This is a genomic window from Rufibacter glacialis, from assembly GCF_008271745.1.
GTDB lineage: Bacteria > Bacteroidota > Bacteroidia > Cytophagales > Hymenobacteraceae > Nibribacter > Nibribacter glacialis.
Genome location: NZ_VKKZ01000021.1, coordinates 399,319 through 421,572, shown reverse-complemented (window position 1 = coordinate 421,572; position 22,254 = coordinate 399,319). Strand labels below are relative to the sequence as shown.

Sequence of the window (22,254 nt, the reverse complement as noted above, 5' to 3'; positions counted from 1 at the left end):
TACCTTTGTAGCTTTCACTGAAAAGCGATATTCCCTCCTGGTAAACCCACCGAGGATTCTAAGAAGAAAAGATGCAGAAGAAGTTTTTGATTTACATGGCCATTGTGATTGGCCTGGTGCTGGTATTCTACACCTACATGGGCGGCTTTGCCGAAGTGAAAATAACCAAGGCAACCTCTACCTCGTTGTTTGTGGCCGGCAAATACTTTGAAGGTTCCACCGAGGCCGAGGAGCTAGGCCAGATCTACCAGCAAGCAGGTGAAGCCGTGGAGCAAAAACAGTTGACGGGGGATTTTGCGGGAATTTTCTACAACAACCCCAGCAGAGACAGCAAGACCGTGAAAGCCTTCATTGGCGTGGCCATCCAAGACACCAGCGTGGCGTTGCCGGCTGGGTTCACGGTACGGGTAGTGCCAGGGGGCCAGCCCGTGCTCAAAGGAGAACTGGACGCGAACATCACCATTGCGCCCAGACGTATCTACAGCGCCCTGTTTGATTACGCCAAAGAGCAGAACCTCACGCTGCAGGAGTTCTACGTGGAACGCTTCCCCGAAGGGAAACCAGCTGTGGTGGAGGTAGGTTTGAGCAAGAAATAGAAGCTTTGTTTCAAGGCCGGTTTCTGAAAAACTGCCCTGAAATAAAGTAATAAGTGCTTATTCTGAAGCTGTACGTCCTAAGTAGAAAGAGATGCCTAAGGTGGAATTACTTAAGTTAAAGCCAGAATAGAAGTTGCTGTTTTTTTGATAATTCCCTGAATTTTCATTTCCAGATTTTAAAGTAGAATACCCGAAGCTGCCCATAGTGAGTTCTATTCCTATAATATTACTTGGGAAGAAAACCAGGCCTGGCGCTATATCTATTCTGCCTCCTTTGTGTATGGTAGGCTCAGACAAGGCAAGATCATTTTTAGATTTACTATACTCGTATAGGGTGCTTCCTTGCCCAAAGAAAGCGAACTTGTTTGCTACGGGTTTATAAAGACGAACAAATGGCCCTACTGAATACTGATTGTTTATGCCCTTATAATCAACAATCTCAAAGTCTTCGGTTGATGAATAAACTCTTGTAGCTGCCTTATACACATTTCTATTATACCCCGCAGAAATACCTAGAGCTAGATTCGGCGACGTGAAAAAGGCGATTTTAGGGCTTACGTCAAGGTTGGAGGTCTTTACAGGAATGTTTACGTTCTGGCCTGATTCATTTTTATGTTGATTGTAACCAAGCGAGCCAGAAACAAGCATCTTTCCTAGATCCTGAGCAAAAATCAAACTAGAGGTACCGCATAATGCAATGAGGAGGAGGAATTTTTTCATAAAATAATGTATAAAGTTATAAATGAGTGGCCGTATAAGCTATAAGTTGTATGGGATGGTAGTGAATCAAATATTTAGATATTAAATATATAAATTATTAAATACAAGTTTACCTATTAACGGGTCTTAAGTTTAATTATTTTGAGCAAAGGCAAAATAAATATGACGAACGTTTAATGGTTTGTCATAGAATAAACTATAGAATTTGAGGCCGCGTTTAAAATGACCCGCCAAGTCGAAAAGCTATGAAGTGATATATAAAAGAAGGACCAGCTTTCTACGGCTGGTCCTTTCGTTTACGCGTGGCTTGCGCCTGATCTATTATAGAAAAGCTCCTTATAGGAGTACGGATTAAGAATTACGGGTGTTCATGATCCTGAACGCCTCGGCCCGGGTGATCTCCTTCTCCAGTAGTAGAAGGTTGTTAGGGTTGATGATCAACAGCTGGAACTGGTCCTTAAGGTCATGATAATAGATCATCATGGTCAAGTCCTCATACCCCCGTCTGAAGATCTTTCTAGCCTTCGACTTTATTTCATGCAATTCCAATTTTATCTTCCTCAGTTTTTCCATCATGACTCTTACCTTCCCTCTAAGGGTTTGTAGAGTAGTTATACTAGGATTTTACAGCTGCGGTTACGGTATCATAAGCAGAAGTAAATAGGATTATAGCTGTATTTTAGGCTAATGTCTAAAAGGTAATGAGCTAACAGCCTTGGAGTTGGTGAAAGTTTAAGGTGTCCAGAGTATTGCCTTTAAAAGGTAGTGTCCTGCTAGCTATACGTGCTGCCTTCCTTTGTGCTGGGTGAGGTGAAGTAAAATGCAACCTTATACAGAAGTCTAACAGTAGGGAAGTAGGGATAGTCTACTGTAAAGAGAGCGAATAAAAGGTGAGCTTCTTCTCTTTGAGAATTCCCAGATACGAGGCAAAAACATAAATTCCCTGAAATGAATCTGGAAAATGCAGATGACCTTACAGGCGCTTCCAAACGTGCTTTTTGAAAAATCTAACGGGGAAGGGTAGGACCGCGACACGGTTTGAAGACAAAACCCCAGCCACAGGGTTCGCCAATGGCAAGCCTGCGCCTGGGGCACTAACAGGTGAAACATAGGTGCTTTAGTTATCTGAGAAAGTATAACCACAGAAGTTATAGATCTCAGCCAGGGGAGCTACTGGTGGCAGGGTTTGTTGCAGCACCAGAGGGGGGTTATGGGTTGATACAAAACCCCATCGGTTACGGTTGCAGTAGTGCAACTCTTCTGGTAATTCCAGTTTTCGGTGTTGTTCCATGGTATAGTACCTCCTCTTAATAAGATTGAAATAAAGGGTGTTACCCCTACCCAAACGTGTAATTTTCTGACATATTTCTTTTGATCACCAAGCAAATGTGCTTTACAGGAACCGGGCTTCAGAATTCTGGAAGCAAATCAACAAGGTAAGGGGGACTGATGGGCCGCAACTTTGCTTTCTGGAATAAGCTTAGGTCGCAATTCCCTCAAGGCAGGTGACTGCCGCCGAAGGGCAATGGCTTTGTCTGGTGAGGGCCTTCTGCCGCTCATAAGGCAAAGAAGAAAACAGACCGGCTATTCTGCTGTTTTCATGGTAAGGGCCGAGTCTTCCTTATTTCCCGGGTTTTCCAAAAAACAGGAGGGAATCAGTAGGCACGGGCTTTCTGCTGCCACCCTTAGGCTTGGTTGTCTTTTATGCTTAGAATGCCAAAACTATGCCAGAAACAGGGCTTAGATATGCTTGGTTAAGTCCCTGATTCGGCTGCGCAGTTGGTCCAGGTGGTTTTGCTGTTGCTTCTGCTTTTCTATTTCCTCCAATTGATGCAGCAGGGCCTGCATCTCGGCCAGATATGCGGTGCGATCTTTCTTTAGCCCAGCCGGCGGATGGGCCTCTCCTTCTTTTCCCTCAGACTTGAACACGTTCCCCTCGCCGTAAATGACCCAGCGGGAGTTAAGATCGGGCAATTGCTTCAGCAGGGTGACCAGGTCATCCATGCAGTATTCTTCTCCTTGTAAAATACAGCCCACCGTTTCTGGCGGGGTATTGGTAAGAACGCTGAGCTGGTACACGTCCAACTCCTTAATGCGCATGTAGAAGTTTAGTCTGGCGCTAGTCTGCTGAAGGTTGATTGCCATGGTGTCAATAGGTTAGAAGTACGAGGGAACGGTGTCTCCGGATCTCAGTACAAAGGAAAAAGCCGTACGAGGGCGGTGCCTATCCTTCCCCCTCATACGCAAGATCAGGAACTTGCGTTGATGTGCCCTTTCTGCTCAACCGGGGGCTGCGGGAACCTTAAGATTACCGGCTGAGTTGCTATCTTAGCGGGGCTGTTCTTCCAGGCTCTTTACAATCACAAAGTAGGCATTAACGCCTTACACCTATGTACTTTGATTTGCTGTGGCAGTCTTTCCGTGATTACGCGTGGTACCTGGGTGCTGAGTTGTTGCACCCGCATTGGGGCAACTACGTGTACTGGCTTTTGGGGCTTTCCCTGGCCGTCTACCTACTGGAACTGGTGTTGCCCTGGCGCACAGACCAGGCCAGGATTAGGCAAGACTTCTGGCTTGATGGATTCTACCTTTTCTTCAATTTCTTCCTTTTTTCGCTGATCGGGTTTTACGCCATTTCCAACGTGGCGGTACATGCCTTCCAAGATGTGCTGGCGTTGGTGGGGGTGCAGAATCTGGTAGCCATTGAGATCAAGACCTGGCCGGTATGGGCGCAACTCTTGACCCTGTTTGTGCTACGCGATTTCATTCACTGGAACGTGCACCGGCTGCTGCACCGGGTGCCCTGGCTATGGGAGTTCCATAAGGTACACCACTCAGTGCACCAGATGGGGTTTGCGGCGCACATGCGGTTCCACTGGATGGAAAACGTGGTGTACCGCACGCTGGAATACGTACCGCTGGCCATGATAGGGTTTGGGCTGCAGGATTTCTTTTTGGTGCATATTGTAGCGTTGAGCATTGGGCACCTGAACCACGCCAATGTACGGCTGCCGCTGGGCCCCTTGAAGTATGTGTTCAACAACCCGCAGATGCATATCTGGCACCATGCTAAGCGCCTGCCGCAGCCGTACGGGGCCAATTTCGGCATTAGCCTCAGCCTGTGGGACTACTTGTTCAAAACCGCGTACGTGCCCCAGGATGGCCGTGATATTGAACTGGGCTTTGAAGAGAGCGAGGCCTTCCCCCGCAAATGGCATCAGCAGATGCTGCATGGCATCTGGCCACCTGCCCCAGAAAGGTCCTTGCCAGAAAAAGACCCAGGGCCGTCCCCTTCTTTTGGGCAGGAGCTCAGGTAAGGGCCGGGTAGTTTTTATACGGTGTTTTCTGGTGATCTTTTTCAGGTGAAAATGCATCAGTTTTGTTTTACTATATTTGCACGGAAGATTGATAGAAGCATTCTCTACCTTGTTCTATAAGAAAGATGGATATGAAGACCCAGTTTGAGCCGTTAAACATGATCATGTTGGTAGACGATGATGATACTACCAACTTCGTGAACAAGCGCTTGTTGACAAAACTAGGGGTAGCCAAAGAGATCCTGATCAAGAAAAACGGGGCCGAAGCCCTGGAATATCTGCAGGAATCTGCCCGGCAGGGAATCGCGTATCCAGATCTCATTTTCCTGGACATCAAAATGCCGGTGATGGATGGGTTCAGCTTCCTGGACGAATACCAGAGCCAGAATCTGGCGCAGAACAACAGCATGATCATTTTGATGCTGACCTCCTCCGCCAGCTTCTATGACCTGGAACGCCTGAAGGAATACGACTCTGTCAAGAAGCATTTCTCCAAGTCATTGACCGAGAATGACATCAAGGAGATTATGGCGGAGTACTACCAAAAGAAGTAAAAAGTACACCACACCCTTATAACAGAGAAGGCGCCGTATCAAACGGCGCCTTCTCTGTTATAAGGGAAGATCCTTGTTATAAGGGGGAAATCAGACCAGGGGCGCGGTGATAAGTGGGGTGGCGGTGGTATTCAGCGGCCAGGTGAAATGCATGGCCGTGCCCCCTGAATCTGAACGCACCCATACGCGACCACCTTTCTCTTCCATGATCTTACGGACAATGGCCAACCCAATACCCGTACTGTCTGGGTGGTTTACGTCACTGGTGGTTTCAAACAATTGAAAGACCTTTTCCTGGTCTTCCACCGGAATGCCTGGCCCGTTGTCTTCCACCACAAATTCCCAGTGGTCTTGCTGTAGAATACCTCTGACCCATATTTTGCCGGCTGGTTTATCATTGTATTTCACGGCATTGCTCAGCAGGTTGCTGAAGATTTGCTGCAGGTAGATCTCCTCTGCCTCCAGCACCGGCAGGTCATTCGCGATAGTGATCTGGAACCCCTCAGGAACAGACAACGCGGAAACAATATTGTATACCAGCTTGCCCACTGATACCGGCTTCTTCTGAATCTGCTGCCTACCCGTCAGGGAATAAGCCAATACGTCGTTAATGAGGTGTTCCATGCGCCTAGTCTGTAACCGGATCATGGGCATGACGGCCTGGGCTTCTTCCTGGTTTCCCTCTTCCAGGAAATCTGTGACCACCTCTGTCAACCCCAAGATGTTCTGGAGAGGCGCCTTCAAGTCATGCGTGACCGTATGGGCAAATTCATCAAGGGTGCGGTTCACCTTTTGTAGCTGCAGGTTCTTGGTTTCCCGTTCCTGCAGCAGGGCGTTTACCTCCTGATTAGAGGTTTGCAGTTCCTGGTTCAGGTGCTGGATTTCCTGCAGCTGATACTCCGCCTCAATGGTACGTACCCGTAGCTGCTCCATCAACGCGATGAGCTGCATGTTCTGGCGCTTTATCTCAGCATAGGGTGATATCTCAGACTCATGGTTGAAGAAGTCTGCCCACCCCTGAAGAATGGCTTTGTTGATGGGTGGGTGGTTGACGGGAATGCGCTTCTGGAGCCGCACGCGGGTGCCCTTCTCAAAATCACTGTCCAGGTGGAAAAAGTCTACCAGCTTACGGGAGCTATAGATGCCCTGCCCTTTGCCCCCGGTGGGAGTGTACCGGCGGTCCAGGATTTCCTGCACGTTCGGAATACCCCGGCCCCGGTCAGTGATAAAGGCTTCCAGCAGCAAAACACCCCTGTTCTCAATCATGCTGAACCGGATGATGCCTTCGCCCACATGCTCCAACACGTTGCGGCAGATCTCAGAGACCGCCGTGGCGAATTTGGTCTGAGAGGCAATGGGCAACCCCGAGAACTCTGACAGCTGCATGGCCCGTTTATAAGCCAGAACAACATCCAGCTCATTCTGCAACTTGATGGTGGTGATAGGTTGGTCCATGGGGTTATTCGGTAGCCCGTACCACTACCACCAGGGTGTCATCTGTGGTGCGGGTGTTGTCTTTGTAGAGTACTGCCGCTATCAACGTTGGATCATGTCTGGTCAGTTCCGGATACTTCTGCAAATCCCAGCGGGTTTTCAGCCCGTCTGAGTGCAAGATCATGACATTGTTCCGTTCCCAGGAAAGGTGTTGGTCATTGATGGTGGTAGGTACGCTCATGCCCAGGGTGCCATTGTAGGAAAGAAGACTCTTGGAGCGGTCTGGTACAATCAAACGCCCCGAGATGTTGCCTATGCCACAAAAGAGCAGGTTGCCCGCCTCTGCGTTCCAGTGGGCAATGGCGCCTACGGCCCCCCGGGTTTTCTTGATTTCAGCATGAATGCCCCGCAGCATCTGAGAAGGGGTGAGTTTGGGCTGTTGGTGGAAAGCCTTGAGGGCCGTCAGGGACGCTTCATGGGCGTGTTCCCCGTGGCCTAACCCGTCTAAAGTTAACAGGTAAGCGCCCTCGTGTGACATCCGCAGACCCCAGGCATCACCACTTACCTTCTCGCCGGCTTTGGGCACCAGTACGGCCCCCACTTGAAATTTCTTATCACTTCTGGCGGCTGATTTTGGGATATACTTTTTCTGGTAGATGCGGGAGAGGATGACAGTGCCCACCCCGCGTTGCGAATAGATGTCAAAGAAGTCAGAAAGCCGCTTAATGGCCCCTAAGCCCTGGCCCATGCTCCCGTAGGTGGAAACCCCATCTTGCATCATGCGCTGCGGATCACTCATGCCCGGACCGTTGTCCAGGCAAAGCAGCTCCAGCCCAGCGGCGGTTCCGTTCTCCCCAAAGATAGGCTTTACCAGAAGCTCCCCGCCTAGGGTGCCGGCGTGTTTGAGCAGGTTGGTAGCCATCTCCATGACCACCAAATTCACGCGGCCGGTTTCTGTTGCGGAAAAGCCGGCGGCTTCGGCAATCTTGGTGATGTCCCGTTTGAATATGTTCAGGAAGCTCCGGTCTGGGAGAGAAAACTGTTGGTGCGCCTCAAAATTAAAATCCATTTTTCCACCGGATAATTGTGACCGTCGTGCCTTTGCCGGGTTCGCTCTTGATATCGAACTCGTTCACGAGCCGTTTGGCGCCGGGCAGGCCAAGCCCTAAACTTTTCCCGGTAGAGTAACCGTCTTTCATGGCCAAGGGAATGTCTTGAATGCCGGGGCCCTGGTCTATAAAGGTGAGACGAACCCCGGGTATGCTGTTCCTGCTGATGATCTCCAGGTGAATGATACCGCCGCCGCCATAGCGCAACATGTTCCGGACCAGTTCACTGGCGGCCGTGATCAGTTTGGTCTGGTTTACCAGGCTCATCCCAATCTTGGTGGCCAGCTCCTTTATCCGGTTCCGGAACAAAACTACATCCTGTTCTTTTTGTATGGGAAGCTTCTCTTTAGATAAAACTATCATAGAGGCCTTCCTCATCAGTGTCTAGTTGGCCAATCTTGGTACGCAGCAGCTCCATGCCCTGCTCCACGTCCAGGGCGGTATGCACGCCTGAGAGGGTAAGGCCCAGTTCTACCAGGGTAATGGCTACGGCCGGCTGCATGCCCACCACCACGGTGGTAGCATCCATGATCTTAGACATAGACGCTATGTTGCCCAGAATACGGCCCATGAAAGAGTCCACTATGCTTACGGCAGAGATATCAATCAACACCCCTTTGGCTTCGGTCTTGCTCACCATGTTGATGAGGTCGTTTTCCAGGGTGAGGGCCAGCCGGTCATACAGATCCACCTGAATGGTTACCAGCAGGAAGGGGCCCATTTTTAAAATAGGAATTCTTTCCATGGCAGTATGGGGTTAAAACCCGAAGTTCTGTTTAGAGCCGGAGGGACCGTTCTGGGCGGCCCGGGTCACTTGTATGTTCAGCATGGAGAAAGACATCTTGAGGGCGCTGGCCAGGGAAGCTTTGGTGTAGATGTTGGTCAGGTCAATGCCTAAATGCACAATGGTCTGCGCAATCTCTGCCCTGATCCCGCTAATGATGCACTCGGCCCCCATCAGGCGGGCGGCGCTCACGGTCTTGATCAGGTGCTGGGCTACGAGAGAGTCAACGGTGGGCACGCCAGAGATATCCAGAATAGCAATACGGCTACCCGTGGCCACAATCTCTTCCAGCAAGGCTTCCATCACCACCTGGGTGCGGGCACTGTCTAGGGTGCCAATGATGGGCAGAGCCAGAATACCATCCCAAACCCTGATCACCGGGGTAGAGATTTCGCTCATCTCGTTGGTCTGGCGCAGGATCACTTCCTCGCGGCCTTTGATGTAGGTTTCCATGGTGAGCAGGCTCAGGCTGTCCATGATTTTGTTCATGGAGATGATCTCTTTGTACAGCGCGGCCGGTTCGTCTCTGAAGCGCTCTTCCAATACCTGGCTCAACACCTCTTTCAGGCTCAGAACATAGGAACTGGTTTCACGGGGTGAGAAGCCCTGGCGGGCCCGCATGATGGAAATCTCGTTCAGGATATCATGGATAGGCTCATAGCCGTCTGATTCTGTGTCTTCTGCCCGGGCAGAGGAAAAGGCCTTCAACAGAGAGGAAAGTAATTCCTCTGACTGCTGCTGCAGCTCAGACACGCTCATGAGGTCATCTCTAAGGGCAGCATCTTTCAATTGGTTGCCCATCCAGACCTCCAGGATTTGCTTTTTCTTTCCTTTCAGGGCAGCGGCGCTTTCTTTGTTCATAAGGGTTTATCAGGTTAGGGGCCTATGTCACTTTTTTACCTCTTTCCTGAAAACAGCCCTAAAGCGCTGGACGGGAGGTAATGGGTAAAAGTAAGAAATAAAGCATCTAAACGGGCGGAACGTAGATTTGTTTTCAGTAAGGTGCTGAGCTGGTGGATATAAAAACAAAATTCCCCACCGTGCGAACAATGGGGAATTAACCGGGCAAAGGAGTTGCTAGATGCTTGGCTAGGATAAAGCAGAAAGGTGTTTCATGCCTTATTTATTAAAAGGAGATTGAAAGCAGAAGAGGTTCCAGCGCGTTTTGAGCGCCACCATTTCCTCAGAGAAATCCCCGCGGCGCCTTGCCGGTTGCCATGGGGAAAGCAATCACTAACAAATGCACTCGGCCACCACATGAATTAGTACCTTCTCTTTAGGCGATGAGTGGGATTTCGGGTTCTTTTTCTGAAAATCGGCAGGAAACATGCGGCCCTAATCACTCACCCCAGTTTTGCCCAGGGGTTTTCTGTAGCAGCAGTAGTTTCATGCCTTCCGTCAATAGCCTGGGTACTGTGCCGGTGAAGCCGATCTCCAGAAGAAACAGGTTTATGGTGCGGTAGTGGGCACCCACCGTTTTACGCCATGCTGCTTTGGCTCAACGCCGGGCCTGCCTAATGGCCCGGCGATCAAAAACCGACGAGGGGCTACCAGCGCCAGAAACGAACTTGGCCTACAATGCTACAGAATAGCTAACTCTTTCACGTTCTCAGAGATGATCTGGCCGTCAAACAGGTTCACGATCCGGTGGGCGTAGTCAGCGTCTGAGGGCGAGTGGGTGACCATGACAATGGTGGTGCCCTGCTCATTCAAGGTGCTCAGCAGCTGCATGACCTCCTGCCCGTGTGCCGAGTCCAAATTCCCCGTAGGCTCATCAGCGAGCAACAGTTTGGGCTTGGCTACCACGGCGCGGGCAATGGCCACCCGTTGCTGCTGCCCGCCGGACAATTGCTGCGGGAAGTGGTTGCGGCGGTGCGCGATCTGCATCTGCTCTAACACCTGCTCCACGCGCTGCTTGCGTTCCGCGTTGCTTACTTTCAGGTAGAGAAGAGGCAGTTCCACGTTCTCATACACCGTAAGCTCGTCAATGAGGTTGAAGCTCTGGAACACGAACCCCAGGTGCTCCTTTCGCATGTTGGCGCGCTGCCGCTCACTGAACTTGGAAATCTCCTGGTCCTGGAAATAGAATTCGCCGCCGCTGGGGTTGTCCAGCAAACCTATGATGTTCAACAGCGTGGACTTGCCACAGCCTGAAGGACCCATGATCGCCACGAACTCCCCCTGCCGTACGTGCAGGTTCACATTCACCAAGGCCGTGGTTTCTACCTCGTCTGTGGTGTACTTCTTCTGAAGGTTGACCGTCTTTAACATATAGATGGTGGTTTATGGCTGTTTATTACCCGTTTTATTTCTCTTGTTGATTACCTCACATAAGTAAGTAGGGCTGGATTAATCTTATATAGAATAAATTTTATATGATTCAAATTTTCAAGCTGGACGTATCCTGTCTGGAAGTTTGAACCTTCCGTGAGATAAAAGCCTCACATCAACTCCAATGCACCCAGCATCACGACCAGCAGCAGCGAGTATCCTCACGCCTTTCGTCCCCCTTGGAAGGGGGTAGGGGAATGATTTCTCCTGCTGATCATGGCGTTCCCGAGAATTACCTTTTCATTTTTCTATAGTTTTTCAGCTGGTTCTTCATCCTACTTGTCATCCCCCTACCCCCCTTCAAAGGAAGACGAAATGCGTATTCGTTTTAACTCAAGACTCAGGACTCAAGACTCAGGACTATTTCAGCTCCAGCTTTTCTTTGTCATTGAAGGTGTCATAGGAAGAGACCACCACTTGCTCGCCGGGTTTGAGGCCTTCCAATACCTCATAGTACTCCGGGTTCTGGCGGCCCAGCCGAATGGGACGTTTAGTGGCTACTTTTCCGGATTCATCCAGCACGTAGGCCCAGGCGCCGCCCGTGCTCTGGTAGAATCCGCCGCGGGGCAATAGCACCGCCGGGGCCGGGTCTGATAACTGAAGCCTGATCTGCAGGGTCTGACCGCGCTTGATGCCTTCCGGCACCTTTCCTATGAACTTCATGTCCACCGGGAACTTGCCGTTGGTTACCTCTGAGTACACCAAAGCAATCTCCAGCGGGAAGGTTTGGCCGTTGTAGGAGAAGGAGCCCCGCTGGCCCGCAAACACGCGGCTCACATAGTGCTGGTCCAGCTCGGCTTTTACTTTGAAGCCGCTCAGGTCATCAATCTGGCCAATGATCTGCCCGGGCTGCACGGGTGTGCCCAGTTCCACCTGAATAGAGGAAAGCTGCCCAGAAATAGGGGCTTTGATGTACAGGTTCTTAAGGTTGTCTTCCATCAGGCGCAGGTTGCGGCTGGTGCGGGCAATGGTGGTTTCCAGCTGGGCAATCTGCTGCCTGGCGTTGCTTTCCTCAAACTTCTGTGACTCCAGTTCAATGGCCCGCTCGGCCTTCAGGCGCTCGTATTCCCGCCTGAAATTGAAGAATTCCTGCTGAGAGACGGCTTTGGCCTCATACAAGCCAATATTGCGTTCATAGGCATCTTTGGCGGCGTCTACCTGGGCGTCTAAGGTAGCCAGTTTGCGGCGCAGGTTGAATTTGTTCTGCTGCAGGCTTAGCTTGGAGTTCTGCAGGTTGTTGATGAGGTCGTTCATGAGGGTCTCCTGGTTCATGAAGTCCAGCACCAGCCGGTGGTTGGTGAGTTTGAGGATGGGGGTGCCTTGGGTCACGGGAGTGCCGCCCTCTGAGTATTTCTCGTCCACGGTGCCGCCTTCCACGGCCGGGATCATGATGGTCTTGATAGGGTGCACCGTGCCGTCTACCGGAATGAACTCCTGGAAAGAACCCTGGCTCACGGTGGCCATGGTGAGCTTCTGGCGCTCCACGTTCAGCTTGGAGCGGTTATCAGCGAAGCCAATGAAGTAGGTCAGCAAGCCCACCAGCGCCACGGCCGCGGTATAGGCGGCTATTTTAGGAAAGGTCCAGCGTTTCTTTTCAATGATGCGGTCCATGGGTGTGCCTGCTAAGTTGTGTTTGCTCTCCCAATTGCTGTGCCATTTACGTAAAGCGCTGAAATACAACAGGTAGTGCGCCTTGCGTTTTGGGAAGTGTACGCCAGCGGACACCTTATGCCCAACCCCGGACACCTGTTGCCACACCGCCTTTTGGCCTTGTTTTCTTTAAATAGAGCTGAAAACCCTCCCCAGGCAGCCAAGATATGAAAGACCAGGGAAGGACTCTCAGAGGAATACCAAGGGCATTTCCCAACTTCCTTAATCAGGAGAAAAAATAAAGGCGAACTTTTTAGAGGCATTATATGTATATACATTAAATGTACATACATTTGTATCGAGTCTTTAGAACGAGGATCGACCACGATAAGCTAAAACAATAAAACCAAAGTTATGGAAACTACAAAATGGGTATTGGACCCAATGCACTCAGAAGTTCAGTTCAAAGTAAAGCACTTGATGATCACCACCGTGACCGGATACTTTCAGCGGTTCCAGGTAGAGGCGGAAACCCAGGATGAGCAGTTCACCAAAGCCAACAGCGTGGTGTTCACCGCCGATGTGCATTCTATCAGCACCAACAATGAGCAGCGCGACACGCACTTGAAATCAGCTGATTTCTTTGATGCCGAAAACTACGGGGAGATCCGGTTTGAAGGCACCGACTATGAGCACCTGGGCGGGGAGGAGTACCAGTTGCACGGCACCCTTTCCATCAAAGGCGTTTCTAAGCCCGTGACGGTTAAAGTAGAGTTCGGGGGCATTGTGGTAGACCCGTACGGTCAGACCAAAGCCGGTTTCACTGTGTCCGGGAAGATCAGCCGCAAGGAGTTTGGCCTTACCTGGAATGCCGTGACTGAGGCGGGAAGCGTGGTGGTCAGCGATGACATCAGGCTGCACGCGGAGATCCAGTTGGTGAAGCAGTCCTAAGGCAATCCTGGAGAGGGCGTTTGTGCCAGGTGGCTCCTTAGTTGAAGTCCAGGGGCTACCCCAGGCCAGAACGCTCTTTTTCCCCGCTGCCCGTACAACTATTCTAAAACAGAGCATATGCAATTTGAGCGATATCCCCTGGAACAGAGAGGATTGAAAGATATAGGCTGGCTGAAAAGCAACTTCGTGTTCAGTTTCTCCGGCCACTATAACCCGGTACGGGCAGGCTTTGGGTTGCTGCGGGTGTTCAATGATGATGTGGTGCAGCCTGAAAACGGCTTCGGCCTCCATGCGCACGCCAACATGGAGATCATCTCAGTCATGCTGGCCGGCTCCATGAGCCACTTGGATTCTCTGGGCTACAAAGAGACCGTGCACAAAGACTGGGTGCAGGTCATGAGCGCGGGCAGCGGCCTGCGCCACGAAGAGCATAACGTGGGGCAGGACAACGTCCATTTCCTGCAGATCTGGATTGAGCCCAAGCTGCAGAACGTCACGCCCCGGTACCAGCGCCGCTTTTTCCCCGAGGAGAAACGCGTAAACCAGCTGGTGACCATTGTGAGCAACGAGGAAGGCCAGAACCATTGCTGGATCAACCAGAACGCAAAGCTCTCGCTGGGGTATTTTGAGCAAGGCCAGTCGGTGACGTACCGTTTCAACCCGATGAACAAAGGCGTATTCGTCTTCAACATCAGCGGTTCTTTAGAAGTGAACGGCCAGCCGGTAGACCACCGCGAAGGCCTGGGCATTTGGGAGACAGATCAGTTAGACTTTACTTTTTCAACCGATAGCAGATTCCTCCTCATTGAGGTGCCTATCAACCATTAACCAGAAACCATGGAAAACAGAATTTTAGGCCTGCACCACATCACGGCTATTGCTGATCAGGCCAAGAAGAACGTGGACTTCTATACCAAGGTATTGGGCCTGCGCCTGCTCAAAAAGACCGTCAATTTTGACGACCCCGGTACCTACCACCTGTACTACGGTGATGAGCGCGGCAGTGCCGGTAACATCCTGACCTTCTTTCCCTACGAAGGCGCCCGCCGGGGCAGCGCCGGCACGGGCATGGCCACCAACATTGGCTACTCAGTGCCTGAAGGCAGCTTTGATTTCTGGATAGACCGTTTTGAGAAGCACAACATCCTCTACAACAAGCCCTCAGAGAAGTTCGGGGAGAAGTACCTCACGTTCCTGGACCCTGACGGCCTCAAACTGGAACTGGTGGTGCCCCAGAACCCAGATAACCGGGTGGCCTGGCAAACCGAGGAGGTGAGCGCCAACGTGGCCCCCAAAGGCTTCCATAGTGTCACCTTGACCTTGCAAAACATCAACCCCACCGCCGCCATCCTCACTGACATCCTGGGCTACGCGCTGCTGGAGAAAAGCGGCAACCGCTACCGCTACATCACCGATGCGGTGGAGCACGCCGCCATCATTGACCTGGTGGAACTGCCCAACGAAGCCCGCGGGATCGGTGGGGCTGGTACGAACCACCACATCGCCTTTAGGGTGAAAGACGAGGAAACCCTTATGGAGTTCCAGAGGAAGGTGTCGCGGGCCGGCCACAGCATCACGAACAAGATTGACCGCAACTACTTCTACTCGCTCTACTTCCGGGAACCGGGTGGGGTGCTGTTTGAGATTGCCACAGACAACCCCGGGTTCGGGATTGACGAGCCCTGGGATCAACTGGGATCCAGCCTGTTGCTGCCGCCGCAGTATGAGCCGCGCCGCGCTGATATTGAGGCCGTTTTACCAAAAATAGACTAAAATGCCTGCTCCCGGGCAAGAGTTTCGGGGCCGTTTTCACCAAAAGAGACCGTAAACATGGAAGCGTTCACTATTACCCGCGTCTACGCCGATGAGAACGGGGACAGCCGTTTTGAGGAAATCACCAAACCCCTGCGCGCTGAAGGAGACATTGGTTTCCTCTCAGAGCCTGAGGAGGTGGAAAGCATCATCTTCCGGAAGGTAGTGGCCAGCTATGACTATGACGCCCACACGGCGCCCGCCCGGCAGTACCTGGTGATGCTGGACGGAGAGATTGAGATAGAGACCTCGCTGGGGGAGAAACGGCAGTTCAAGGCCAGTGACATCTTGTTGCTGGAAGACACCACCGGCAAAGGGCACCGCACCAGAAACCTGTTGCCGGCGGTAAGGAGTTCTATTTTCATTACCTTGAAAGAGGGTACCGGAAAATAACCTTCGGCCTTGCCGCCTGTTTAAAGTTGAGCTAAACACAGACCATGAAACTAGTAGTTGTATCAGGAAGTGCCCGCCCGCAGCGGCAATCGCATCAGGTGGCCTTGGAGGTAGGGAAGAGGCTGGAAGAGAAAGGCCATACGGTCCATTTGCTGGACGTGCGTGAGTTGAATTTCCCTTTGCTGGAAGCCATCTTTGACAAAACGCCTACCCCTTCAGAGAAAATGAAGGAAACCAGCGCCGCTATTGCCCAAAGTGAGGGGTTGCTGCTGGTGTCTCCGGAATATAACGGCAGTTACTCCGGGGCCTTGAAAAACACTCTGGACTACTTCTACAAAGAGTATTCCCATAAGCCTTTTGGGATAGTGGGAGTGTCTTCAGGAATGCTGGGCGGCATCAACGCAGCCAAGAGCCTGCAACAGTACGCCCTTGCCCTGAAAGGGATTGTGCTGCCCAATGTCCTGCTCACGCCCAAAGTACAGACCCTGTTCCAGGAGGGGCAGTTGATAGACACCGCCTACGCCGGCCGGTTAGATGAATTCCTGAATGATTTCCTGTGGCTGAGCCAGGCCATCCGCGCAGCGCAGGGGTAACCTTTACAGAGAAAATATATGTATACGCACCAGAAACACGTTATTACGCAGGGCAAACCCTTGTCTGAGACGGGCAAGGCGCTCATCATGATCCACGGCCGCGGCGCTACCGCGCAGAGCATCCTGTCACTGGCAGACCATCTGCCGGTAGAGGACTTCTCCTTGTTCGCCCCGCAGGCCACCAACCACAGTTGGTACCCCTACAGCTTCATGGCCCCCATAGAGCAGAACCAGCCCGCCCTTGATTCTGCCCTGGCGCAGGTGCATGACCTGGTGAAAGCCATTGCCCAGGAGGGCATCAGCAGCCAGAATATCTACTTGCTGGGCTTTTCACAAGGCGCCTGCCTCACGGCCGAATACGCCGCCCGCAAAGCCCAGCAGTTCGGTGGTCTTTTCCTCTTTACCGGCGGCCTGATTGGGCCACAGGTGACTACCAGTCGCTACAAGGGCACCTTTGAAGGCACCCCGGTGCTTATCACTACCGGTGACCCAGACCCGCACGTGCCTGTGAGCCGGGTAGAGGAAACCGCCCAGATCATGGAGGCGCAAGGCGCGGTGGTCACCAAGAAGATCTACAAAGGCCGGCCCCACACCATCTCGCCCGAAGAACTGGATTTGGCCCGCCCCCTCTTGGCGGGCAGCCCTGAGGAGTAAACCATTTTAAGGCTTTTTTCAGAAAACTGCCATGGAACCAAGCATCAGAAACAACCTTGCCACCCACCAGTTTGAGACGGAGGTAGAAGGCAAGACTGCGTATATCCAGTATAAGGTCAAGGAGAACGTGATGACCGTGCTGCACACCATTGTGCCCAAGGAGCTGGAAGGGCGGGGACTGGCCGCCGCCATGTCTACCCACGTGTTGCAGTACCTGGCAGAGGAGGGAATGCAGGTGGTGCCCTTGTGCCCGTATATGTCTGCTTTTTTAAAGAAACACCCAGAATATCAGCACTTAATAAAAAATTAAGCTAGTTTAGAGTACCTCAACACCAGTGAACCTTTTCCTCTGTGCCTATGCCGTACCAGATTGACTTCAAAGGAGAGAAAGTGATCCCTATCTCTGAGCACCAAACCATACTGGATGCTTCATTGGAGGCTGGTATTCCGCATTACAACGCGTGTGGTGGCAAGGGGCAGTGCTCTACCTGCCGCATTCTGGTGCTGGAGGGGCAGGAACACCTGTCAGAGGTCAAGAACCATGAACGGGCCATCAAGGCGCTCAAGAAATTCCCCGACAACGTGCGGCTGGCCTGCCAGACCTACGTGAAGGGCGAAGATGTGCAGGTGCACCGGCTCATCAAAGATGACACCGATCATTACCTGTTCCTGGACGGCGAGCAGGAAGATACTACCCAGGTCATGGGCAGGCGCGGCAAACTGGCCCTGTTTTTTATAGATATCCGCAACTTTACTCCTTTCATTGAGGCCAATCTTCCCTTTGATGTCATTCACATCATGCGCCGGATCTTCACGCTCTTCCGTAACGCCATAGAACTCTACAACGGCAAGATCATTGACACCGCCGGAGACGGGTTGTACGCCGTTTTCGGGCTGGATTCCAAAATCCGGCAGGCGGCGGAGTCGGCGGTGCTGGCGGGGATCAAGATCCTGGAAGACATCAAGATCTTCAACAACACCTACATGCGCAAGTACTTCAGCCACACCTTTGAGGTAGGCATTGGCGTGCACGTGGGCAAGGTGGTGTACGGGAACGTGGGCATCGGGCTGAACAACAACCTGACGGTGATGGGCTTCCCGGTGAACGTGGCGGCCCGTCTGCAGGCGGCTACCAAAGACCTGAACAACAGCTTTGTCATCTCTGAGCGGGCGTACCAGCTGTTGCCCCATCCGCCGTATGCGCCGGGCTGCGCCCGCATTAACCTGAAGGGGGTGAGCAGTGCATTTGAGGTGCGGCTCATAGGCAAGCCGTACCAGTATGCCACCGTTCCCCAGCCCCAGTAAAGGGCTGCTGTTTTAAGCTTGTTTTCAGGAAAAGATGGCAGATGTAGGGATTGACCTAATCTGCCGTCTGGTTCATCTGTTTCGCTGTCCATAAGGTGCGCTGCCCATCAGCTGGTAAAGTCTCTGCGGGAAGCGCCCAGAGAAGGTGGCCGCTGCCCTGTCTTGGCCCGCCTTGGAAAGCACGTACTGGCCTAGTCGCCTTCCAGGATTTTGAGCAAAGGCTTGGCCAGGAAGAAGGGCCGGATTTGGAGGCTTTCCCACGTGGAACACCTTCGGTCAGCAATAGTCCAGAGCAGGGCAAGAGATGGCTTCACAGGGTGTTTAGAGGCTGTTTTAGTTAAAGTAGGTTAAAATCAGAGCCTGGTTCCTGCAGAATTTAAGGCGGTTGTGTATCTTTCCTGGGCTACGCCACGCCTATGTTCCTTCCGGTTCCGTTCCCTGTTCGTTTGCCTTTCCTGTTCGTGTTGCTGCTCTTGAGTCTTTCAAAGCTGGCGCAGGCGCAGGGCGGATTTGGGCGGGTGGCCGGCACTGTGATTGACGCCCAGAGCAGGCAACCGCTCGGCTTTGCCACCGTGTTTATCGCGCAAACCACCTTCGGTACCAACTCCGCGGAGAACGGGACCTTCCAACTGACCAACCTGCCCGCCGGAAGCCATGAGCTGGTGGTGTCTTTTCTGGGGTATGAAACACTCTCACATAAATTCACGCTGCAGGCGGGGCAGCAGCTCTCGTTTCGGTTTGAGGTGGTGCCCAAGGCCAACCAGTTGCAGGAAGTGGTGGTGCGCGCAGACACCAACTGGCGGCACAACTACGGCGTGTTCCTGAAAAACTTTATCGGGCAGTCGGCCAATGCGGCGCAGGTCCAGATCACCAACGCAGATGTGCTCTATTTCCATTTTGATGCCCGGGAGCGGGTCCTGACCGCCGAGGCCTCTAAGCCTCTGGTGATCGAGAACAGGGCACTGGGCTACCGGCTGCATTTCGTGCTGGAGGATTTCAGGGCTGATTTTAAAAACGGGCAGGTTTTCCATGCTGGCCACCCCAGGTTTGAAGAACTGAAGCCCCGCAATAAGGCCCAGCAGAAACGGTGGGCGGCAGCGCGGCTGAAAGCGTACCACGGCTCGCTCATGCACTTTACGCGGGCCCTCTACACGCAAAATCTGGAAGCAGAAGGCTTCAACGTCCGGAAACTGCAGCGGCGGCCCAACCCCAACCGACCACCGGAGCAAGAGATTCAGGCTGGTTTAAAACGGGCCCGCGCCGCCTCTAAACCCGGAATAACGGTGACCTATGCGGGCAGCGGCGGGCAGGAAGACAGCCTCAGCTACTGGGGGCGCATGTCCAGGTTAGACAAGACCGTGGCCTACCTGTACAAAGACCCCCTTCCGTATGGGCATCTGGTGGTGCGGGAACCCGAGAGCAACCGACTGCGGCTCCAGTTTGAAGATCATTTAAACGTGGTGTATGCCAAGGAGAAGGAGGAACCCAACTACATTAACCAGAATGCCTTCGCAAAGCGGCGGGCGCCCGGCCCGCAGACTTCGCTTATTACCCTGTTGGAGCCTTATACCTACATTGAGCCCAATGGCATGATCCTGAACCCCTACTCCCACGTGGTGGAAGAATACTGGGCCTTTGAGAAATTGGCCGAGATGCTTCCGCTGGACTATGAGCCCACCCAGACAGAGTAAGTCTGCCCAAGGCTTTAAAAACGGGGTTTTAATGAAAATAGGACGGATTTGTAATAAAATCTTGCAAAAACCAGGCCGGCCTAACGATTTTTAGTAGGAATAGTTACATATTGTATTCATTTTTATAGAAAATAATCAAAAGCATAATTTTTGGCAGGAGACGGTGGAACCGCGAAGAAGGGGAGGTGGAACGTCTTTTCCACGTCTTGTCTCCCGCAGGGCAAATAAATAGCCCTTGCATTATCCTGTCTGGAAGGGGTTCTACCCGGCAGTTGAAAGAAATATAATAGAAAGCCCGGCCACTGGTGGCCTATACGCACAGCTATCCTTTAAACGAATACCTAGTCATCTAGCACATTATATACCATTAACTATTCCTGCCCTATGCCCACTTCTACCCTTTTTGACATGCGGTCATTTCTGGCCGTGGCCTTTCTTCTTTTTTCCTCGGTGGCCTTTGGCCAGGAAGCCCCCGTTAAGTTCGGGAAGGTGACCCAAGAGGAACTGGACATGAAAGTCTATGCCAAAGACACCAGCGCCGCCGCTGTGATCCTGGCCGATTACGGCCGTTCCTATTTCTCTTACAACCAAGGATTCCAGGTCAATTTTGAGCGGGTCTGCCGCATCAAGATCCTGAAGAAGACCGCCTATGACTGGGCCAACGTGGTAGTGCCGTATTACCAACGCAACAGTAGCAAAGAAACCGTCACCAATATCAAAGGCGTTACCTATAACATGGAAGGCGGCAAAATGGTGAAGGTGAAGATGGAAGACAAAGCCATCTTTGATGAGAAAGAGTCAGCGAACTGGTTCAACAAGAAATTCACCCTGCCAGCTGTGAAAGAAGGCTCCGTTTTGGAGATTTCCTATACCGTAACCTCAGACTTCGTCTTCAACCTGCGCGACTGGTCTTTCCAGTATTCCATACCCGTGGTGCACAGTGAGTACCGCGCGTCTATTCCGCAGTATTTTGAATACAAGCAGGTGACCCAGGGCTATGAGCCTTTCGTAGTGAATGAGGCTTTACCTGGCAATACGAACTTCACCGTGCGCTGGAACAGTACCTTTGATGCTTCTGGGCGTACGGCCGGTGGTTCTGAGACCGTGAATGCTACCTGCGTGAACCACCGCTGGGTCATGAAAGATGTGCCCGCCATTGCGCCGGAGAATTACATCACCACGCTCAGTGACTACGTGTCAAAGATCGAGTTTGAACTGGAGTGGGAGCGTTACCCCAACCAGATACCCAAAAGATACGCCGGCACCTGGGACACCTTCAATGAGGAGCTCCTGACCGAGGAACGTTTTGGCTTGCAGCTGAACCGCACCGGTTTCTTCAAGAACGAGGTAGCGGCGCTTCCGGCAGCCACTGACACCCTGGCCCGTTTGAACTCCATCTACGAGTTTGTTAAGAAATCTGTGAAATGGAACGGAAACGCAGGCAAGTATGCCACCAGTACCCTGCGCAAGGCCTTTGACACCAAGACCGGCAACGTAGCCGACATCAACCTGATGCTGGTGGCCATGCTGCGCGATGCCGGGTTTGAGGCCTATCCGGTGGTACTCAGTACCCGTGACAATGGCCGCGCGCCTTTTTCACCGGTTCTGAGCAAGTTCAACTATGTGGTGGCCTATGCCAAGGTAGGCAACAAGGTCATTCTCATGGATGGCACAGATCCTTTGATGCCCCTGGGTTTGTTGCCCAAGCGCTGCCTGAACGGGCAAGGCCGGCTTATCTCTAAGACCACCGGTGACTGGATTCCGCTTCAGCCTGCAGACCGTACCACTGAACTGGTCAACGCAGACCTGCAAGTGCTTCCTACCGGTATCCTGAACGGGAAAGTGAGCGAGTCAAGGAGTGGCCTTTGGGCCCGCAACCTGCGCTACAGCGTACAGGAGGCCGGCGAGAGCAAATACCTGGAGAAACTGACCAACAGCCAGAACCAACTGGAACGCAAGAGCCCGTCGCTGCAGAACCTGAAAGAACTGCACAAGCCCTTCGGCCTGCAGTATGAGGTGGCCAGCGTGGGAGACGACCAGGCCAAAGACATCATCTACCTGAACCCCATGCTCTTGAAGCAGGAGCAGGACAACCCTTTCAAGAACGGCAACCGCAAGTACCCGGTAGATTTCGGGCACGCCATGGAAGAGGTCTACGTGTGCAACTTCACCATCCCGGAGGGGTACGCGGTAGAGGAAATGCCGAAGAACGTGGTATTGGCCTTGCCGGAAAACGGCGGAAGGTTCACCTACATGCTGCAGGTGAACGGCAACAAAATACAGGTCATGAGCAAAGTGACCATTGCCAAACCCGTTTTCTACGCCGAGGAATACGAATACCTGAAGCAGTTCTACACCCAGATGGTGGCCAAGCACGCTGAACAGATCGTGTTGAAAAAGAAAGGATAATCAGGTTTCAG

Annotated in this window: 24 protein-coding genes; 13 read left to right on the top strand and 11 right to left on the bottom strand. The window is 52.3% G+C overall.

All coding sequences use genetic code 11. The features are described from left to right. The first annotated feature begins 71 nt into the window (after positions 1–71). Positions 72–596, top strand: coding sequence for a GyrI-like domain-containing protein (locus FOE74_RS13480; RefSeq protein WP_149099135.1), 525 nt, complete (start codon positions 72–74; stop codon positions 594–596). A 57-nt stretch (positions 597–653) separates the two neighbouring features. On the opposite strand, the gene FOE74_RS13475 is transcribed toward FOE74_RS13480, so the two are convergent. From FOE74_RS13475 to FOE74_RS13465, 3 genes are all read right to left on the bottom strand, one after another. Next, positions 654–1,316 (bottom strand): hypothetical protein, encoded by a 663-nt coding sequence (locus FOE74_RS13475; RefSeq protein WP_149099134.1) that lies wholly within the window; start codon positions 1,314–1,316, stop codon positions 654–656. A 351-nt stretch (positions 1,317–1,667) separates the two neighbouring features. Next, entirely contained in the window at positions 1,668–1,799 is a 132-nt protein-coding gene (locus FOE74_RS21575; RefSeq protein ID WP_262713747.1) for a hypothetical protein, read from the bottom strand. Positions 1,800–3,056: 1,257 nt separating this feature from the next. Then, entirely contained in the window at positions 3,057–3,461 is a 405-nt protein-coding gene (locus FOE74_RS13465) for a hypothetical protein (protein WP_149099133.1), read from the bottom strand. A gap of 245 nt (positions 3,462–3,706) precedes the next feature. Between FOE74_RS13465 and FOE74_RS13460 the strand changes: the two genes are divergently transcribed. Then, positions 3,707–4,633 (top strand): sterol desaturase family protein, encoded by a 927-nt coding sequence (locus FOE74_RS13460; protein WP_149099132.1) that lies wholly within the window; start codon positions 3,707–3,709, stop codon positions 4,631–4,633. 125 nt (positions 4,634–4,758) lie between these two features. Next, positions 4,759–5,187, top strand: a complete 429-nt coding sequence (locus FOE74_RS13455; protein ID WP_225840808.1) for a response regulator — start codon at positions 4,759–4,761, stop codon at positions 5,185–5,187. 90 nt (positions 5,188–5,277) lie between these two features. Here the strand turns inward: FOE74_RS13455 and FOE74_RS13450 are convergent, their stop codons facing one another. The 7 genes from FOE74_RS13450 to FOE74_RS13420 form a co-directional block, all read right to left on the bottom strand. Continuing rightward, positions 5,278–6,642 (bottom strand): sensor histidine kinase, encoded by a 1,365-nt coding sequence (locus tag FOE74_RS13450; RefSeq protein WP_149099131.1) that lies wholly within the window; start codon positions 6,640–6,642, stop codon positions 5,278–5,280. A 4-nt stretch (positions 6,643–6,646) separates the two neighbouring features. Next, complete coding sequence (locus FOE74_RS13445) at positions 6,647–7,690, bottom strand: ATP-binding SpoIIE family protein phosphatase (RefSeq protein ID WP_149099130.1); 1,044 nt, start codon at positions 7,688–7,690, stop codon at positions 6,647–6,649. After that, positions 7,680–8,093, bottom strand: a complete 414-nt coding sequence (locus FOE74_RS13440; protein WP_149099129.1) for an anti-sigma regulatory factor — start codon at positions 8,091–8,093, stop codon at positions 7,680–7,682. Before FOE74_RS13440 ends, FOE74_RS13445 begins: the two co-directional genes overlap by 11 nt. Further along, positions 8,077–8,475 carry an STAS domain-containing protein gene (locus tag FOE74_RS13435; protein ID WP_149099128.1) on the bottom strand — a complete coding sequence of 133 codons (399 nt, stop codon included), beginning with the start codon at positions 8,473–8,475 and terminating at the stop codon, positions 8,077–8,079. The genes FOE74_RS13440 and FOE74_RS13435 overlap by 17 nt, the downstream gene beginning before the upstream one ends. Positions 8,476–8,487: 12 nt before the next feature. After that, the gene (locus FOE74_RS13430; protein WP_149099127.1) at positions 8,488–9,375 is read right to left on the bottom strand and encodes an STAS domain-containing protein; all 888 of its coding nucleotides are present in this window, start codon (positions 9,373–9,375) and stop codon (positions 8,488–8,490) included. A gap of 720 nt (positions 9,376–10,095) precedes the next feature. Then, a complete protein-coding gene (locus tag FOE74_RS13425; RefSeq protein ID WP_149099126.1) occupies positions 10,096–10,785 on the bottom strand; it encodes an ABC transporter ATP-binding protein in 690 nt (229 codons plus the stop codon). Positions 10,786–11,205: 420 nt separating this feature from the next. After that, entirely contained in the window at positions 11,206–12,456 is a 1,251-nt protein-coding gene (locus FOE74_RS13420) for an efflux RND transporter periplasmic adaptor subunit (RefSeq protein WP_149099125.1), read from the bottom strand. A gap of 393 nt (positions 12,457–12,849) precedes the next feature. On the opposite strand from FOE74_RS13420, the gene FOE74_RS13415 reads away from it, so the two are divergent. From FOE74_RS13415 to FOE74_RS13380, 8 genes are all read left to right on the top strand, one after another. Next, positions 12,850–13,386, top strand: a complete 537-nt coding sequence (locus tag FOE74_RS13415) for a YceI family protein (protein ID WP_149099124.1) — start codon at positions 12,850–12,852, stop codon at positions 13,384–13,386. A 117-nt stretch (positions 13,387–13,503) separates the two neighbouring features. Beyond that, entirely contained in the window at positions 13,504–14,214 is a 711-nt protein-coding gene (locus tag FOE74_RS13410; protein WP_149099123.1) for a pirin family protein, read from the top strand. Positions 14,215–14,223: 9 nt separating this feature from the next. Then, positions 14,224–15,159, top strand: a complete 936-nt coding sequence (locus FOE74_RS13405; protein ID WP_149099122.1) for a ring-cleaving dioxygenase — start codon at positions 14,224–14,226, stop codon at positions 15,157–15,159. Between the two features lie 57 nt (positions 15,160–15,216). Then, positions 15,217–15,591, top strand: a complete 375-nt coding sequence (locus tag FOE74_RS13400; RefSeq protein ID WP_149099121.1) for a cupin domain-containing protein — start codon at positions 15,217–15,219, stop codon at positions 15,589–15,591. A gap of 44 nt (positions 15,592–15,635) precedes the next feature. Beyond that, the gene (locus FOE74_RS13395) at positions 15,636–16,184 is read left to right on the top strand and encodes an NADPH-dependent FMN reductase (RefSeq protein WP_149099120.1); all 549 of its coding nucleotides are present in this window, start codon (positions 15,636–15,638) and stop codon (positions 16,182–16,184) included. Positions 16,185–16,202: 18 nt separating this feature from the next. Continuing rightward, positions 16,203–16,838: an alpha/beta hydrolase gene (locus tag FOE74_RS13390; protein ID WP_149099119.1), complete on the top strand. Its 636-nt coding sequence runs from the start codon at positions 16,203–16,205 to the stop codon at positions 16,836–16,838. 31 nt (positions 16,839–16,869) lie between these two features. Next, positions 16,870–17,148 (top strand): GNAT family N-acetyltransferase, encoded by a 279-nt coding sequence (locus FOE74_RS13385; protein WP_149099118.1) that lies wholly within the window; start codon positions 16,870–16,872, stop codon positions 17,146–17,148. 47 nt (positions 17,149–17,195) lie between these two features. Continuing rightward, on the top strand, positions 17,196–18,143 hold the full coding sequence (locus FOE74_RS13380; protein WP_149099117.1) for an adenylate/guanylate cyclase domain-containing protein: 948 nt from the start codon (positions 17,196–17,198) through the stop codon (positions 18,141–18,143). Between the two features lie 191 nt (positions 18,144–18,334). On the opposite strand, the gene FOE74_RS21570 is transcribed toward FOE74_RS13380, so the two are convergent. Beyond that, positions 18,335–18,457: a hypothetical protein gene (locus FOE74_RS21570; RefSeq protein ID WP_262713746.1), complete on the bottom strand. Its 123-nt coding sequence runs from the start codon at positions 18,455–18,457 to the stop codon at positions 18,335–18,337. Between the two features lie 102 nt (positions 18,458–18,559). Here FOE74_RS21570 and FOE74_RS13375 point away from each other — a divergent pair, with 102 nt between their 5' ends. Further along, on the top strand, positions 18,560–19,834 hold the full coding sequence (locus FOE74_RS13375; protein ID WP_149099116.1) for a carboxypeptidase-like regulatory domain-containing protein: 1,275 nt from the start codon (positions 18,560–18,562) through the stop codon (positions 19,832–19,834). A gap of 384 nt (positions 19,835–20,218) precedes the next feature. Beyond that, positions 20,219–22,243 carry a DUF3857 domain-containing protein gene (locus FOE74_RS13370; RefSeq protein WP_149099115.1) on the top strand — a complete coding sequence of 675 codons (2,025 nt, stop codon included), beginning with the start codon at positions 20,219–20,221 and terminating at the stop codon, positions 22,241–22,243. The last annotated feature ends 11 nt before the right edge of the window (positions 22,244–22,254 follow it).

Bases quoted from the DNA above. Each gene is read 5' to 3' on its own strand.
- FOE74_RS13400 (WP_149099121.1), top strand. From the start codon at position 15,217: ATGGAAGCGTTCACTATTACCCGCGTCTACGCCGATGAGAACGGGGAC.
- FOE74_RS13455 (WP_225840808.1), top strand. From the start codon at position 4,759: ATGGATATGAAGACCCAGTTTGAGCCGTTAAACATGATCATGTTGGTA.
- FOE74_RS13460 (WP_149099132.1), top strand. From the start codon at position 3,707: ATGTACTTTGATTTGCTGTGGCAGTCTTTCCGTGATTACGCGTGGTAC.
- FOE74_RS13425 (WP_149099126.1), bottom strand. From the start codon at position 10,785: ATGTTAAAGACGGTCAACCTTCAGAAGAAGTACACCACAGACGAGGTA.
- FOE74_RS13415 (WP_149099124.1), top strand. From the start codon at position 12,850: ATGGAAACTACAAAATGGGTATTGGACCCAATGCACTCAGAAGTTCAG.
- FOE74_RS13375 (WP_149099116.1), top strand. From the start codon at position 18,560: ATGTTCCTTCCGGTTCCGTTCCCTGTTCGTTTGCCTTTCCTGTTCGTG.
- FOE74_RS13430 (WP_149099127.1), bottom strand. From the start codon at position 9,375: ATGAACAAAGAAAGCGCCGCTGCCCTGAAAGGAAAGAAAAAGCAAATC.
- FOE74_RS13405 (WP_149099122.1), top strand. From the start codon at position 14,224: ATGGAAAACAGAATTTTAGGCCTGCACCACATCACGGCTATTGCTGAT.
- FOE74_RS13380 (WP_149099117.1), top strand. From the start codon at position 17,196: ATGCCGTACCAGATTGACTTCAAAGGAGAGAAAGTGATCCCTATCTCT.
- FOE74_RS13370 (WP_149099115.1), top strand. From the start codon at position 20,219: ATGCCCACTTCTACCCTTTTTGACATGCGGTCATTTCTGGCCGTGGCC.
- FOE74_RS13395 (WP_149099120.1), top strand. From the start codon at position 15,636: ATGAAACTAGTAGTTGTATCAGGAAGTGCCCGCCCGCAGCGGCAATCG.
- FOE74_RS13475 (WP_149099134.1), bottom strand. From the start codon at position 1,316: ATGAAAAAATTCCTCCTCCTCATTGCATTATGCGGTACCTCTAGTTTG.
- FOE74_RS13450 (WP_149099131.1), bottom strand. From the start codon at position 6,642: ATGGACCAACCTATCACCACCATCAAGTTGCAGAATGAGCTGGATGTT.
- FOE74_RS13390 (WP_149099119.1), top strand. From the start codon at position 16,203: ATGTATACGCACCAGAAACACGTTATTACGCAGGGCAAACCCTTGTCT.
- FOE74_RS21575 (WP_262713747.1), bottom strand. From the start codon at position 1,799: ATGATGATCTATTATCATGACCTTAAGGACCAGTTCCAGCTGTTGATC.
- FOE74_RS13440 (WP_149099129.1), bottom strand. From the start codon at position 8,093: ATGATAGTTTTATCTAAAGAGAAGCTTCCCATACAAAAAGAACAGGAT.
- FOE74_RS13420 (WP_149099125.1), bottom strand. From the start codon at position 12,456: ATGGACCGCATCATTGAAAAGAAACGCTGGACCTTTCCTAAAATAGCC.
- FOE74_RS13435 (WP_149099128.1), bottom strand. From the start codon at position 8,475: ATGGAAAGAATTCCTATTTTAAAAATGGGCCCCTTCCTGCTGGTAACC.
- FOE74_RS13480 (WP_149099135.1), top strand. From the start codon at position 72: ATGCAGAAGAAGTTTTTGATTTACATGGCCATTGTGATTGGCCTGGTG.
- FOE74_RS13410 (WP_149099123.1), top strand. From the start codon at position 13,504: ATGCAATTTGAGCGATATCCCCTGGAACAGAGAGGATTGAAAGATATA.
- FOE74_RS13385 (WP_149099118.1), top strand. From the start codon at position 16,870: ATGGAACCAAGCATCAGAAACAACCTTGCCACCCACCAGTTTGAGACG.
- FOE74_RS13465 (WP_149099133.1), bottom strand. From the start codon at position 3,461: ATGGCAATCAACCTTCAGCAGACTAGCGCCAGACTAAACTTCTACATG.
- FOE74_RS13445 (WP_149099130.1), bottom strand. From the start codon at position 7,690: ATGGATTTTAATTTTGAGGCGCACCAACAGTTTTCTCTCCCAGACCGG.